This is a genomic window from Microbacterium sp. TW_SC_2, assembly GCF_055361165.1.
Window position 1 is genome coordinate 336,672 of sequence record NZ_CM143952.1, and the last position, 14,717, is coordinate 351,388.

General features: G+C 70.0%; 14 protein-coding genes. 9 read left to right on the plus strand and 5 right to left on the minus strand.

Annotation, left to right across the window (positions count from 1 at the left end; all coding sequences use genetic code 11):
• Window positions 1-31 precede the first annotated feature (31 nt).
• Window positions 32-1,837, minus strand: a complete 1,806-nt coding sequence (locus tag ACWA14_RS01675; RefSeq protein ID WP_463795715.1) for a glycoside hydrolase family 15 protein — start codon at window positions 1,835-1,837, stop codon at window positions 32-34.
• 208 nt (window positions 1,838-2,045) lie between these two features.
• On the opposite strand from ACWA14_RS01675, the gene ACWA14_RS01680 reads away from it, so the two are divergent.
• Window positions 2,046-3,284: a hypothetical protein gene (locus ACWA14_RS01680; protein WP_463795716.1), complete on the plus strand. Its 1,239-nt coding sequence runs from the start codon at window positions 2,046-2,048 to the stop codon at window positions 3,282-3,284.
• Window positions 3,285-3,312: 28 nt separating this feature from the next.
• Here ACWA14_RS01680 and purQ read toward each other — a convergent pair whose 3' ends face one another.
• The 3 genes from purQ to ACWA14_RS01695 all read right to left on the minus strand — a co-directional run bounded on the left by purQ (window position 3,313) and on the right by ACWA14_RS01695 (window position 4,883).
• Window positions 3,313-4,020 (minus strand): phosphoribosylformylglycinamidine synthase subunit PurQ, encoded by a 708-nt coding sequence (purQ, locus tag ACWA14_RS01685; protein WP_463795717.1) that lies wholly within the window; start codon window positions 4,018-4,020, stop codon window positions 3,313-3,315.
• Window positions 4,017-4,265: a phosphoribosylformylglycinamidine synthase subunit PurS gene (purS, locus tag ACWA14_RS01690; RefSeq protein ID WP_463795718.1), complete on the minus strand. Its 249-nt coding sequence runs from the start codon at window positions 4,263-4,265 to the stop codon at window positions 4,017-4,019. Before purS ends, purQ begins: the two co-directional genes overlap by 4 nt.
• 87 nt (window positions 4,266-4,352) lie before the next feature.
• Window positions 4,353-4,883 carry an adenine phosphoribosyltransferase gene (locus ACWA14_RS01695; protein WP_463795719.1) on the minus strand — a complete coding sequence of 177 codons (531 nt, stop codon included), beginning with the start codon at window positions 4,881-4,883 and terminating at the stop codon, window positions 4,353-4,355.
• A gap of 149 nt (window positions 4,884-5,032) precedes the next feature.
• Here ACWA14_RS01695 and ACWA14_RS01700 point away from each other — a divergent pair, with 149 nt between their 5' ends.
• The 6 genes from ACWA14_RS01700 (at window position 5,033) to ACWA14_RS01725 (ending at window position 11,822) form a co-directional block, all read left to right on the plus strand.
• On the plus strand, window positions 5,033-6,346 hold the full coding sequence (locus tag ACWA14_RS01700) for an ABC transporter substrate-binding protein (RefSeq protein ID WP_463795720.1): 1,314 nt from the start codon (window positions 5,033-5,035) through the stop codon (window positions 6,344-6,346).
• Between the two features lie 124 nt (window positions 6,347-6,470).
• Window positions 6,471-7,583: a carbohydrate ABC transporter permease gene (locus tag ACWA14_RS01705; protein WP_463795721.1), complete on the plus strand. Its 1,113-nt coding sequence runs from the start codon at window positions 6,471-6,473 to the stop codon at window positions 7,581-7,583.
• The gene (locus ACWA14_RS01710; protein WP_463795722.1) at window positions 7,580-8,470 is read left to right on the plus strand and encodes a carbohydrate ABC transporter permease; all 891 of its coding nucleotides are present in this window, start codon (window positions 7,580-7,582) and stop codon (window positions 8,468-8,470) included. Before ACWA14_RS01705 ends, ACWA14_RS01710 begins: the two co-directional genes overlap by 4 nt.
• Window positions 8,471-8,475: 5 nt before the next feature.
• Window positions 8,476-9,912 carry a GH1 family beta-glucosidase gene (locus ACWA14_RS01715; RefSeq protein ID WP_463795723.1) on the plus strand — a complete coding sequence of 479 codons (1,437 nt, stop codon included), beginning with the start codon at window positions 8,476-8,478 and terminating at the stop codon, window positions 9,910-9,912.
• A gap of 56 nt (window positions 9,913-9,968) precedes the next feature.
• A complete protein-coding gene (locus tag ACWA14_RS01720) occupies window positions 9,969-10,964 on the plus strand; it encodes a LacI family DNA-binding transcriptional regulator (protein ID WP_463795724.1) in 996 nt (331 codons plus the stop codon).
• A 189-nt stretch (window positions 10,965-11,153) separates the two neighbouring features.
• Window positions 11,154-11,822 carry a TetR/AcrR family transcriptional regulator gene (locus ACWA14_RS01725; protein ID WP_463795725.1) on the plus strand — a complete coding sequence of 223 codons (669 nt, stop codon included), beginning with the start codon at window positions 11,154-11,156 and terminating at the stop codon, window positions 11,820-11,822.
• 39 nt (window positions 11,823-11,861) lie between these two features.
• Here the strand turns inward: ACWA14_RS01725 and ACWA14_RS01730 are convergent, their stop codons facing one another.
• Window positions 11,862-12,500: a GntR family transcriptional regulator gene (locus ACWA14_RS01730; protein ID WP_463795726.1), complete on the minus strand. Its 639-nt coding sequence runs from the start codon at window positions 12,498-12,500 to the stop codon at window positions 11,862-11,864.
• 170 nt (window positions 12,501-12,670) lie between these two features.
• Between ACWA14_RS01730 and ACWA14_RS01735 the strand changes: the two genes are divergently transcribed.
• Complete coding sequence (locus tag ACWA14_RS01735; protein WP_463795727.1) at window positions 12,671-13,948, plus strand: NRAMP family divalent metal transporter; 1,278 nt, start codon at window positions 12,671-12,673, stop codon at window positions 13,946-13,948.
• A gap of 4 nt (window positions 13,949-13,952) precedes the next feature.
• The gene (locus ACWA14_RS01740; protein WP_463795728.1) at window positions 13,953-14,717 is read left to right on the plus strand and encodes a LamB/YcsF family protein; all 765 of its coding nucleotides are present in this window, start codon (window positions 13,953-13,955) and stop codon (window positions 14,715-14,717) included.

Sequence of the window (14,717 nt, forward strand, 5' to 3'; positions counted from 1 at the left end):
GGTCTGTCGGATCGGGGGGGCAGCGGCGTCGTCATCGATCGCGCAGCAGGTCGGCGGGGACGATGTCGCGGATCGTCATGGCGGCGGAGAGGAAGGCCAGGTGGCTGAGCGCCTGCGGCGTGTTGCCCCACGCCGAGCCGTCGTCGGCGTCGATCATCTCGGCGTAGATGCCGACGTCGTTCGCCGCCGCGACGAGCTCGTCCATGAGTTCGAGCGCTTCCCCGTGGCGGCCGACGCACGCGAGACTCTCCACGCGCCAGAACGCGCAGGCCACGAACGTCTTCTCCTCGGACTGCGCGCCGCTGTAGCGGTACATCAGCGCGCCGGCGCCCAGCTCGTCGCTCAGCGCGTCGATGGTCGATGACATGCGCTCGCCGCGGTCGAAGCCGCTCGGCGCATGCAGCAGCACCGACGCGTCGAGGTCGTCGGAGCCGGCGAAGAAGGTGTACGCCCTGCGCGTCGGCGACCAGCAGTGCTCCTCGATCCAGAGCCGGATGCGCTCCCGCTCGGCGCGCCAGCGATCGGCGCTGCCGGGCATCGCGCCGGACTCGGCGAGCGCGACGGCATCGTCGAGAGCCTTCCAGCAGCCCATCTTCGACGAGGTGTAGTGCCGCAGTTCGGGAAGCTCCCACATGCCCGAGTCGGGGTTGCGCCACAGGTCGCACGCGCGGTCGGCGATGCCCGCGAGCATCCGCGCCGTGCCGGTGTCGAGCACGTTGCCGGCGTCGACATAGGTGCGGCTGATGGCCATCAGGTCGCCGTAGACACCGAGCTGCAGCTGCTCGCTGGCCGGGTTTCCCGTGACCACGGGGCCGATGCCGCGCCAACCGGCGACGTCGTACTCCGTGGGCCCGGGGACGAGGTCGCCGTCGAGCGTGTACATGACGTGCAGCTCCGGACCGTGGTCGCGGATCGTGCGCAGCAGCCACGACAGCGCGGCGTGGGTCTCCTCGCGCAGCCCGAAACGCACCAGCGCGTGCGTCGTGTAGGCGAGATCGCGCACCCAGGCGTACCGGTAGTCCCAGTTCTTGCCGCCGTCGGGCGACTCGGGGAGCGAGGTGGTCGCGGCCGCGGCGATCGCGCCCGAGGGGCTGTGGATCAGCAGCTTGAGGGCCAGCGCGCTGCGCTGCACGTGCTCCTGCCAGGGGCCGTCGTAGGAGAACACCGACGACCAGTGCTGCCAGTTCTCGATCGTGCGATCGATGCCGTCGTCGACGTTGTGCGGATCGGGAAGATGCAGCGGCTCATCGTGCGTCGCCGCGAGGGCGATGAGGTGCCGCGAGCCCGGAGATGTCGTGAAGGCGCCGGCGAGTTCCGGGCCGTGCACGCCGTCGACCTCGGGGGAGGTGGGGCCGTGTGCGAAACCCACCACGACGAACGCCGTGCTGCCGCTGCGCACCACGGCTCCGTGCGGAGTGGTCTCCATCCACGGCGCCGCGGTCTGCAGCGAGGTTCCCGGCTGCACCCGCCACTGCATCGCGACCTCGCCGTGCACGCCGTCGACGCGTCGCGCGAGTTCGGCCCACGGGAGCCGTCCCGCGATCCCGGACACCAGGGCATCCGTCACGCGCACCGTGCCGGAGTCGGTCGTGAAGGTCGTCTCGAGCACGTTCGTGCCCGGGAGATAGCGACGCTCGCTGCGGAACTCGGCGGTCGGCTGCAGCTGCACGCATCCCCCGGAGTCGCGGTCGAGCAGGCGGGCGAACACGGGGAGATCGGTCAGCCCCGGCAGGGGCAGCCAGTCGATGCCGGCGTCGATCCCGATCAGCGCGACGGTGCGTCCGTCGCCGATCGGTGCGTAGTCCGCGAGCGGACGATCGGGAGACGCGGAGGGCATGACCCCATGGTGCGCGCGGTCGGGGCGGGAGGCAAAAGCCTTGCACCTCGCCGGAATCCTTGCTACACGCGAGGGCGGTGCGGATGCCGTGGACATCGAGGCTTCCCGAATGCCTCCAGGTCGTGCCAAGATCATCTCGCGACGTCTCCGTCGCGAGTGCCCCCACCGCTCTTCGAGGGATCCCATGCCCGCAGCTCCGCGTCGCGCGATGTCTGCTGCGACCGCCTCCGCGCTCGTCCTCGCCGCCGTCCTCGCCGGCGCCGTGTCGACCGTGCTGGTCGCCGGGGCCGCGGAGGATCCGGCATCGGACACCGGCGCCCCGGATCCGACGCTGTCGGTGTCGCGGGCATACGAGTTCCTCGACGCGCGCGTCGACGAGTTCTGCGACGGTGCCGGACACTGTCTGCCGCGCAGCTACGAGGGTGGATTCTTCACCACCCCGAGCTGGGACTTCACGCCGTCGTTCGTGTACGACGACGCCCTCGTGGTCATCGCGTACACGGCGCGTGGCCTTCCGGATGACCTCCGTCGCGCCGAGGCCGTCGGGGACACGCTGCTTTTCGTGCAGGAGAACGATCCGATCGGCGACGGGCGCGTGCGCACCTCCTACGAGCCGCACGGGATCCGTCAAGGGCGGATGGAGATCACGGGACCGGGGACCTTCACCGGCAACCAGGCCTGGGTGGGGATGGCGCTGGCGCGCCTGTTCCACGCGACCGGCGAGACGAAGTACCTCGACGGCGCGCTCGACATCGCCCGCTGGATCCAGGCGAACACCGCCGACATGGCCAGGGCCCCCTACGGGTACACGGGCGGACAGCTCGAGGACGGCACGTCGCTGGCCTGGAAGTCGACCGAGCACAACGCGGACATCGCCGGGTTCTTCTCGCAGCTCGCGCAGCTCACCGGCGATCCGGTCTGGGCCGAGCGCGCCGACGTCGCGGCCGACTTCGTCGTCGCGATGCAGGCGGCCGACGGCCACGTCGACACGGGGACCCTGCTCGACGGCAGCACGGTCAACACGCGTCCGATCCCCCTCGACGCCCAGACCTGGACCTCCCTCGCCACGGGGGACCCGCGCTTCGGCGCCGCGATGGACTGGACGCTCTCGCACCTGATCGCGACCGACGGGGTGCATAGCGGACCGTCCATCAGCGACGCCGACGTCTCGAAGGTGTGGTTCGAGGGCAGCGGGCACCTGGCGCTGGCGCTGCGCCTGCGCGACGGAGCGGGCGACGCCGCCCGCGCGGAGTCGCTGCTCGACAGCATCCGCCTCGCTCAGCGCGACGCGCCGAACGGAGACGGCAAGGGCATCGTGGCGACCTCGACCGACGGTCTGGACTCGGGCTTCGGCGACCTCTACTACGCCAGCCTGCACTCGGGCACGACGGCGTGGTACCTGCTCGCCGCGCTCGGCGACAACCCGTTCGCGCTCCCCGCCGACTGAGCGCGGCGGGTGTTCACCCGATCGGACCTCAGGCGGCGACGCGGATGACGGCGGCGATCGCGCTGGCGAAGAAGCCGAGCCCGTCGACGCCGCTGCGCATGGCCACCGCGGTGTCGGGGCCGAAGCCGGCCTCGGCGGCGTGCTCGGGGTGCGGCATGAGACCGACCACGTTGCCCGCCTCGTTCGTGAGTCCGGCGATGTCGCGCAGCGAGCCGTTCGGGTTCACGCCGGCGTAGCGGAACGCGACGAGGCCCTCGCCCTCCAGGCGGTCGAGCGTCTCGGTGTCGGCGATGTATCCGCCGTCGCCGTTCTTGAGCGGGATCACGATCTCCTGACCGGTGCGGAACGTGTTGGTCCACGCGGTGTCGGAGTTGGCGACGGTCAGCTTCTGGTCGCGCCGCACGAAGTGCTGGTGGTCGTTGCGGATCAGGCCGCCCGGCAGCAGATGCGCCTCGACGAGCATCTGGAAGCCGTTGCAGATGCCGAGGATGGGCATGCCCTGTGCCGCGGCATCCTTGACCTCGTTCATGATCGGGGACAGCGCCGCGATCGCCCCGGCGCGCAGGTAGTCGCCGTAGCTGAAGCCGCCGGGCAGCACCAGTGCGTCGACGCCCTCGAGGTCGTGCGAGCCGTGCCACAGGGCCACCGGCTCGGCGCCGGCGATGCGCACGGCGCGCTGGGCGTCGCGGTCGTCGAGCGATCCGGGGAAGGTGACGACGCCGATGCGTACGGTCATTCGACGACCTCGATGCCCACGACATCCTCGATCACGGAGTTCGAGAGCACCTCGTCGGCGACGCGACGGGCCTCGGCGAGGAGCTCCTCGGTGACCTCGCCCTCGACCGTGAGCTCGAAGCGCTTGCCGATGCGGACGTCGGCGAAACCCTCGACGCCCAGGCGGGTGAATGCTCCGGAGACGGCCTTCCCCTGCGGGTCGAGCAGTTCGGGCTTGGGCATGACGTCGACGACGATGGTGGGCATGAAAGGCTCCGGAAGTCGCGGGAAGGCTGGCGCGACCAGTCTACCGGCCCGGGGGCGCCGCGCCTCGACGCGGCGACCGCGCGCGGATCAGGCGTGGAAGACGGTGTGCAGGTCGCCGATCAGGTCGCGTCCGCCGAGGCCGTCGATCTCGAACAGCACCGAGATGCCGACCACGTGGCTGCCGAGCTGTTCGACGAGCTGGCGACCCGCGGCGAGGGTGCCTCCGGTCGCGAGCACGTCGTCGATCAGCAGGACGCGGGATCCGGCGGGGAGATCGTCGTGCATCTCGATCGTCGCGGTGCCGTACTCGAGCGCGTAGTCGACGGACGCGGCAGGACGGGGGAGCTTGCCGGCCTTGCGGATCGGGATGAGTCCCACCCCTGCGGCGATGGCGGCGGCGCCCGCGAGGATGAACCCGCGCGCCTCGATGCCCGCGACCACGTCGAACTGGCCGGCATACGGTTCGATGATCGCCGCGGTCGTCGCCTGCAGCGCCTCGGCGTCGGCGAGGAGGGGCGTGATGTCGCGGAAGACGATGCCGGGTTCGGGGTAGTCCGGGATGCTCCGGATCAGGGTGGAGGCGCGGACGAGGGCGGGGGAAAGCTCGGCGGAAGGCACCGGTCCAGGGTACGCCGCGTTCGCGACTCGGCACGAACAGGACCCTTGACACTCGTGGGAGCGCTCCCATAGAGTGGCTCAACAATCCGTGGGAGCGCTCCCACGGCCCGAGGCATCATCCCCTGCACGACCACACAAAGGAGTGAACCGTGAACACCCGTGCCCGCAATCGCCTGCTCACCACCGCCGCGGCGGCATCCGTCGCCGCCCTCGCCCTGACCGGCTGCACCGCCGGATCATCCGGCTCCGGCGGCGAGGACAGCGCCGACGGTGACGTCACACTGACCGTCACCACGTTCGGCACCTTCGGCTACGAGGACCTCTACAAGGAGTACGAGGAACTCCACCCGAACGTGACCATCGAGGCCAACAACATCGACACGGGTGGCAACGCCCGCACCGACGCCTTCACCAAGATCGCCGCCGGCTCCGGCCTCAGCGACATCGTCGCGATCGAGGAGGGCTGGCTCGGCGCCGTCATGGACGTCTCCGACACCTTCGTCGACCTCCGCGACTACGGCATCGAAGACCGCAAGGACGACTGGGTCGACTGGAAGTACGGCCAGGCCACGGATGCCGAGGGGCGCGTGATCGGCTACGGAACCGACATCGGTCCCAGCGGCATGTGCTTCAACGGACCGGCCCTCGAGGCCGCGGGGCTGCCCAGCGATCGTGAAGGCGTCGCCGAACTGCTCGACGGCGACTGGGCCAACTACTTCGAGGTCGGCGCGGAGTACACCGAGAAGACGGGCAAGGCCTGGTACGACCACTCCGGCTTCGTCTGGAACGCCATGGTCAACCAGCTCGACGAGGGCTACTACACGGCCGACGGCGAGCTGAACGTCGAGGGCAACGCCGAGCTGCAGGAGCGCTTCGAGCTGCTGGGCGCCGCGACCGAGGGCGGTCAGTCGGCGGCTCAGACGGCCTGGGACTGGAACGGCGGCAAGTCGTTCGTCGACGGCACCTTCGCGACGTTCGTGTGCCCCGGCTGGATGCTGGGCAACGTGCAGGGATCGGTCGAGGCCGGCGGCGGCGACGCCGAGACCGGCTGGGACTTCGCCGACGTCTTCCCGGGCGGAGCGGCGAACTGGGGCGGCGCATTCCTGTCGATCCCGGAGAGCTCGCAGCACAAGGAGGCCGCGGCGGAGCTCGCCGACTGGCTGACGCAGCCCGAGCAGCAGGTGAAGCAGTCCGCTGCCGCCGGCAACTTCCCCTCGACCGTGAAGGCGCAGGAGACGCTGGCCTCCGATGCGACGCCGAACGCGTTCTTCAACGACGCCCCGACCGGAGCGATCCTCGCCGAGCGGGCGAAGGGCGTGGTCGCGCAGTTCAAGGGACCGGATGACTCGGTCATCCAGGAGAACGTCTTCGGCCCGGCGCTGAGCGCGCTCGACCGTGGCGAGACCGACACCCAGGGTGCCTGGGATCAGGCCATGCAGCTGCTGGGCGACCTCGTCGACTGATCGCCGATCGGCAGGTCCCGCGGGAATCCCCCGCGACCCCGCGGGACCTGCCGCCCCCGCCTGCATCACCCCTTCCCGCACCATCGGCCCCGCATCCCGGATGCGCGTCACGGAAAGACGGAACATGACTCTCACCGCCCCGCCTGCGGAGCGCCCGGCGGCGGCATCCGAGAAAGCACCGGATGCCGCGCCCAGACGGCCGTGGCGCCACCGGCTGTCCCGCTTCGATCAGAACGCCTCGCCGTACTTCTACATCTCCCCGTTCTTTCTGCTGTTCGGACTCGTCGGCCTGTTCCCGCTGCTGTACACGGTCTACGTGGCCGTGCACGAGTGGGATCTGCTCAAGGGGCAGGGCGGCTTCATCGGCTTCGAGAACTTCGCCGAGATCCTGGGCGACGCGATGTTCTGGAACTCGATCGGGAACACGCTGAGCATCTTCCTGCTCTCCGCCATCCCGCAGCTCGCCGTCGCCCTGCTCGTCGCCTACCTCCTCGATCGCGGCCTGCGTGCCCCGACCTTCTGGCGCATGAGCGTGCTGATCCCCTTCGTGGTGACGCCGGTGGCCGTCGCGATCATCTTCTCCAGCATCTTCAACGAGGCCGACGGTCTCGCCAACAACATGCTCAACCTGATCGGCATCGCCGACCAGGAGTGGAAGCACGACACCGCGCTCTCGCACCTCGCGATCGCCGTGATGGTGAACTTCCGGTGGACCGGGTACAACGCCCTCATCCTGCTCGCCGCCATGCAGTCCGTGCCGCGCGACCTCTACGAGTCGGCCGCCCTGGACGGCGCCGGCGCAGCCCGCCGATTCTTCTCCATCACGATCCCCACCATCCGGCCGACCCTGATCTTCGTGATCATCACGGCCACGATCGGCGGGCTGCAGATCTTCGCGGAGCCTCGACTCTTCGACGTCTCCACCGCCGGCGGCATCGGCGGCAGCGACCGGCAGTTCCAGACCACGGTGCTCTTCCTGTGGGAGCTGGCCTTCTTCCGTCGCGACCTGGGGGAGGCATCGGCGGTGGCCATCCTGCTGTTCCTGCTGATCGTCGGCATCGGCCTCGTCAACTTCCTCATCTCGCGCCGCATCGCCACCGGGGACGCCCCGAAGAGCCGCGCCGCGCGTCGGCGCACGCGCACCGCCCGCGTCACCGCCACGACGCCCGCCATGACCGCCGCAGCATCCGGCACCGCTGCATCCGCCAGCGCCCCGACCGAAGAGGACGCACGATGACCGCCACGCAGGCACTCAGCGTGCCCGAGAAGATCCGTCGCCGCCGCGCCCTGGCGGGAGGCAGCGCCGGTCTCGGCAGCCGCCCCGGCTTCCTCACGTACGGACTGCTGGCCGCGTTCATCATCGGCAGCGTGTACCCGCTGTGGTGGTCGCTCGTGGTCGCCAGCGGCACGAACTCCACGCGCGGCGAGACGCTGCCGCTGATCCCCGGCGGCAACTTCCTCGCGAACGCCGCGAAGGTGTTCGACGCGATCCCGTTCTGGCTCGCGCTCGGCAACTCGTTCCTGATCTCGGGCATCATCACCGTCTCGGTCGTCACGTTCTCGACCCTCGCCGGCTACGCGTTCGCGAAGCTGCGCTTCAAGGGCCGCGACGGACTGATGATCTTCGTGATCGCGACCATGGCGATCCCCACGCAGCTCGGCATCATCCCCCTGTTCATGCTCATGCGGGAACTCGGCTGGACCGGCTCCATCGGTGCCGTGATCGTGCCGACCCTCGTGACCGCGTTCGGGGTGTTCTTCATGCGGCAGTACCTGGTCGACGTGATCCCCGACGAGTTGATCGAGGCGGCGCGGATGGACGGTGCCAACCAGTTCCGCACCTTTCTCACGGTCGGTCTCCCCGCGGCCCGCCCGGCCATGGCGATCCTCGGCCTGTTCACCTTCATGACGGCGTGGACCGACTACCTGTGGCCCCTCATCGTGCTCTCCCCGCAGAACCCGACCCTGCAGACGGCGCTCAGCCAGCTGCAGTCGGGCTACTACATCGACTACTCCATCGTGCTCGCCGGTGCCGTGCTCGCGACCCTTCCGCTCCTCGTGCTCTTCGTGGTCGCGGGACGGCAGCTCGTGAGTGGCATCATGGCGGGCGCGGTGAAAGGATGACCCCTATGACACGTGCCTTCCCCTCGAACTTCCTCTTCGGCGCGGCGACCGCGGCGTACCAGATCGAGGGGGCGGCGTTCGAGGACGGGCGCACCGCGTCGATCTGGGACACGTTCTCGCGCGAGCCGGGCGCCGTGATCGGCGGGGAGACGGGCGACGTCGCCTGCGATCACTATCACCGCTACGCCGACGACGTCGCGCTGATGACGACGCTCGGACTGCAGACCTACCGGTTCTCCACCTCGTGGTCGCGCGTGCGGCCCGACGGTGGCGCCGTGAACCCGGCCGGCGTCGACTTCTACCAGCGCCTCGTCGACGAACTGCTGGCGGCCGACATCGTGCCGTGGTTGACCCTGTACCACTGGGACATGCCGCAGGCGCTGCAGGAGATCGGCGGCTGGACCAATCGCGACACGGTCGGCCGCTTCCTCGAGTACGCCGGCACCATGCACGACGCCCTCGGTGACCGGGTGAACGTGTGGACCACCCTCAACGAGCCGTGGTGCTCCTCGTTCCTCTCCTACACCGGCGGTGAGCACGCGCCGGGGCACACGAGCGTCGCGGAGGGGCTGCTCGCCTCGCACCACCTTCTGCTCGCGCACGGCGAGACCGTCGGGGAGCTCCGCGCACGCGACTCCTCGCTGAACCTCGGCATCACCCTGAACCACACGGTCGCCGATCCGGTCGATCCTCAGAACGAGGGAGACCGGGATGCCGCGCGCCGCGTCGACGGTCAGTTCAACCGCTGGTTCCTCGACCCGATCTACCGCGGTGCGTATCCGGCCGACATCGTCGAGGACATCCGCGCGGTGGATCCGGACGCCGTCGAGCTGTTCGAGTCGGCGATCCACGCCGGCGACCTCGACATCATCTCCCAGCACATCGACACCCAGGGCGTGAACTACTACCACGGCGACTACGTCTCGGGCACGGCGCCCGCGGCATCCGACGCCGCCGCCGTGAGCGTGCCGGAGACCGGACGCACGGTGCGCAGCCCCTATCCCTCGTACGAGCGCATCCACGCGGTCGAGCGCGGACTGCCCCGCACGGCGCAGAACTGGGAGGTGCAGCCCGAGGGGCTCACCCGCCTGCTGCAGCGCATCTGGACCGAGTACGCGGAGCCGGCGGGCACCGTGCTGTCGATGACCGAGAACGGTGCGGCCTACGACGACGTCGCGGTGGTCGAGGACGACGAGACCCGCGTGCACGACGCCGAGCGCACCGAGTTCCTCCGGCTCCATCTGGCGGCGGTGCTGGATGCCGTCGAGGCGGGTGTCGACGTGCGGGGCTACTTCTACTGGTCGCTGTTCGACAACTTCGAGTGGGCCTGGGGCTACGACAAGCGCTTCGGGATCGTGCGCGTCGACTACGACACCCAGGAGCGGAGTCTGAAGGACTCCGGCCGGGAGTACGCTCGCATCATCGCCGCCCGCGGTCTCTGACCGCGGCGGCGATGCGGGCGGAGCAGCCGGCCCGCTGTCGGACCAGAGGGAGAAGCGTGTCCCAACGAGCGACCATCGAAGAGGTGGCGTCCGCCGCCGGGGTGTCCCGGTCGACCGTCTCGCGGGTGGTGAACGGCTCGACCGCCGTGAGCCCCGAGGCCCTCGTCGCGGTCCGCACGGCGATCGAGCGGCTGCGGTACGTGCCCAATCGCGCCGCCCGGTCGCTCGCATCGAACCAGACGCAGGCGATCGCGCTGATCGTGCCCGAGGACACCACGCGCTTCTTCGGCGACCCGTTCTTCGCGGCGATCGTCGCGGGCATCACCGGGGCGCTGCGCACCTCGGACTATCTGCTGAACCTGCTGATCGCGAGCGATGACCCCGGCGACAAGATGTCGAGCTTCGTGCTCAACGGCGGCGTCGACGGCGCGCTGATCGTGTCGCACCACATGAGTGACGCGTTCCTCGACCGGATCGCGGATGCCGTCCCCGTGGTCTACGGCGGCCGGCCCGTCCGACAGCGCGAGGGCGACTACGTGGTCGACGTCGACAACGTGTCGAGCGCTCGCGAGGCCACGCGTCGCCTGATCGACATCGGACGCACGCGGATCGCGACGATCTCGGGGACCCCCAGCATGGTGTCATCGGTCGACCGCGTGCAGGGCTTTCGCAGCGCCCTCGCCGACGCCGGACTCCGGCCCTTCGCCGAGGAGGCCGGGGACTACAGCGAATCCAGCGGCGCGGACGCCGCGCGGCGCATCCTCGCGGCCGGACGACCCGACGCGATCTTCGTCGCCAGCGACCTCATGGCCCGCGGCGCCCTCACGGTGCTGCGCGGCGCCGGAGTGCGCGTGCCCGAGGACATCGCGCTCGTCGGCTTCGACGACTCCGCCGTGGCGACGTCGACGGATCCGCAGCTGACCACGATCCGGCAGCCGATGTACGCGCAGGGCGAGTCGATGGCCCGGGTCCTGCTCGCCCGTCTCGGCGGGGACGAGCCCCCGCACACCACCATCCTGCCGACCGAGCTCGTGGTGCGCGCCTCGGCCTAGGGGTGTCACCGGCGACGCCCCGCGTGCGGGGGTGCGGTGGCCGACCTGCGGGGGCGGGCTTGACGCCCCTCCAGGACAAGCCCGCACCCGATGTCGGTCCACCCATAGGTTGAATGAGTGTTCAGTGAGTAATCTATCTCCTGGGGGATCGATCCGGAAGCCATCGGCTGACGCAGGAGGTGGAACCCCGTGGCGCGCTCCGAAGAGCAGAACCGTGCGGCGCGCGAGCGTGCGCGGGAGAACATCGTGCGCGCCGCGATCGAGGTCTTCAGCGAACGCGGTGTCGCCGGGGCGAGTGTGGCCGACATCACGCGTCGCGCCGGGGTCGCGCAGGGCATGGTCAGCTATCACTTCGGCGGCAAGGAGCAGTTGATCACCGCGGTGATCGACGCCTGGTTCGGCACGCTGTTCTCGATCCCGCAGGTCGACGGCACCGCCGACGAGCGTCTGGCCGGCGTGATCGACGGGGCGTTGTCGGCGACCGCCTATGCGCTGCCGGTGCAGCGCGCGGTGTTCGCGATGCAGCAGCAGCCGTCCACGCATCGCCTGTACGCGGAGTCCGAGGACCGCCACGCCGAGCAGGCGTTCGTCGCGGAGAACACCGTTCGCGGCATGTTCCGGGAGCGCGGTGCGGCCGATCCCGCGCTCGAGGAGATCATGCTGCGCAGCACGCTCGAGGGCATCTTCATGAAGTACGCCGTGTACGGCGACACCTTCCCGCTCGAGGATTCGCGGCGGTGGATGTACCGCCTCTACGCGCTTGCCGAGCCGCTTGCGCCGCTCCCGCTCGATCTGCCCCCGCGCCAGAGCGACCCGCGACTCCGGGCGTCCGGTGCCGTGGGCGGCGCGAAGGACTGATCGCCTCTCGCTTCCCGCCTCTGCGCCGACGGGCAGCGATCAGGCGTGCCCCATGCGGGCGAACGCCCCGAGCACGCTGCGCTCGGATGCCGTGAGGTAGCGCTCGAGCTCGTCGGCCGCGGCCTCGGGGCCGCGCTCGAGCAGTGTCGTGAGCACGGCCCGGTTGCGGCGGACGAAGGGCTCGTGCAGCGAACGGGGCTCGTCGATCTCGAGGAAGACGAGGCGGAGTTCGGCCGCGACGTCGCGGTAGGTGCGTGCGAGGCGCGCGCTGTCGGCGAGAGCGACGATCGCGTCGTGGAACGCCATGTTCGCGCTGCCGATCCGTCGCCAGTCCTCGTGCGGCAGCTGCTCCTCGGCCTCCGCGAGAGCGTTGCGCATGAGCTGCACGGCGGGATGCTCCGGCTCGGACTGGCGCAGGGCCGCGCACTCGATCACCCGCCGGGCGCGGTAGATGTCGACCACGTCGGCGATGGTCGGCGAGGCCACCGAGACGCCCCGGTGCGGGATGTGCTCGACGAGACCCTGTTCGGCGAGCACCCGGAAGGCCTCGCGGAGGGTGTTGCGCGACACGTCGAACTGCTCGGCGAGGGCCGACTCCGACAGGCGGGAGCCCGGCGCGAAGTCGCCGTCGATGATGCGCTGACGGAGCACGTCGGCGAGCACGCCCTGCTGATTCATGCCTTCATCGTAGGTGCCGGAGGGCGCGGATCGGGGGCGGATGCCGTCGAGTCCTCACACGAAGGCAACCTTCTTGTAGCACGGACGAAACAATCTTGTTGAACAATCGGAGGCAATCCGTTCTACACTGGGGGTCACCCGACACCCACCAACGACGATGGGATCCCCCTATGTCCGATCACTCCTCTGCAGCGATCAGCACCGAAGACCAGGCGCGACTGGCGACCGCGAAGAAGCGCGCCGGGCGCAGCGCCGTCATCGGCGCGATCTTCCTCATGGCCACCAGCGCCATCGGTCCGGGCTTCATCACGCAGACCGCGACCTTCACCGCCCAGATGGGTGCCGCGTTCGCGTTCGCGATCCTCGTCTCGATCCTGGTCGACATCGCGGTGCAGCTGAACGTGTGGCGCATGATCACCTCGTCCGGCAAGCGCGCCGGCGAGCTGGCCAACAGCGCGATCCCCTTCTCCGGCCACCTGATCGCGGTGCTCGTCGTGATCGGCGGTCTGGCCTTCAACATCGGCAACATCGCCGGCGGCGGCCTGGGGCTGAACGCGCTGCTCGGCGTCGACCCCAAGATCGGCGGCATGCTCACCGCCGCCCTCGCGATCATCATCTTCCTGGTGAAGAAGGCCGGACCCGTCATGGACATCGTGCTGGTCGTGCTCGGCGTCGGGATGATCATCATGACCGTGATCGTGGCCGTCATCGCCCAGCCGCCGATCGGCGAGGCCCTGCGGCAGACGTTCGTCCCCGACGAGCTGAACTTCGCCACCATCACCACGATCGTCGGCGGCACCGTCGGCGGCTACATCACCTACTCCGGGGCGCACCGCTACCTCGACTCCGGCCACACCGGTCCCGAGCACGCCGGACCCGTGATGCGCGCGGCGGCCAACGGCATCCTCGTGACCGGCATCATGCGGTACGTCCTGTTCCTCGCGATCCTCGGCGTGGTGGCCTCGGGCGTCGCGCTCGACTTCTCCAGCCAGGCGGCGAACCCGGCCGGTCAGGCCTTCGGTGCGGTGCTCGGCGACGCGGGTCTGCGCATCTTCGGCGCGATCTTCTGGGCGGCCGCGATCAGCTCCGTGATCGGTGCGGCGTACACCTCGGCGACCTTCCTCTCCACCTTCACGAAGAAGCTGTCCGGCGGCTGGCCGCTGCAGCTGGCCACGGTCGCGTTCATCGTCGTGTCGCTGATCGTGTACCTGTCGATCGGCACGGCGCCCGCGGCGATCCTCGTCTTCGTCGGCGGCTTCAACGGCCTGATCCTGCCCATCGGTCTCACCGTGTTCATGTACATCGGATGGTTCCGTCGCGACCTGCTCGGCACCGCGAAGTACCCGCTGTGGCTCCTGATCGCCGGCACCGTCGTGACCCTGCTCACCTGGTACATGGGTGTCGTCTCGGTCGGCCCCATCTTCGCCCTTCTCGGAATCGGAGCGTGATCGCATGACCACGATCGACCTGAACTCGGACCTCGGCGAGAACGTCGACGACCGGATCGTCAGCGACGACGAGAGCATGCTCGACATCGTCACGAGCGCGAACGTGGCATGCGGGTTCCACGCCGGCAGCCCCGAGGGCATCCGCGAGACGCTGACGGCCGCCGTCCGGGGCGGCGTCGTGATCGGCGCGCACCCGGGCTACCGCGACTACGAGAACTTCGGTCGCACGGCGGTCGACATCGACTCCGCGACGCTGCAGGCGCACGTCGAGTACCAGCTCGGCGCGCTCCTCGGTCTCACCGCCGCGGTGGGCGGCACGGTCTCGTACGTCAAGCCGCACGGTGCGCTGTACAACACGATCGCGCGGGACGAACGCCAGTCGAAGGCCGTCGTGGCCGCGATCCGGGCGATCGACCCTCGTCTGGTGTTGCTGGGACTGGCCGGTGGGGTCGTGCTCGAGGTCGCCGACCGCGCAGGACTCGCCGTCGCGGCCGAGGCCTTCGCCGATCGCGCGTACCGGTCCGACGGCCAGCTCGTCTCGCGCTCCGAGGCCGGCTCCGTGCTGCACGACCCCGCCGTGGTGGCCGAGCGCATGCTGCGGCTCGCCTCCGAGGGCGTGATCCGTGCGATCGACGGCACCGACGTGGCGGTGGAGGCGCAGTCGATCTGCGTGCACGGCGACAGCCCCGGCTCCGTCGCGATGGCCGCGGAGACCCGGCGGATGCTGCAGGACGCCGGCGTCACGATCGCCCCGTTCGCAGGGGTCTGA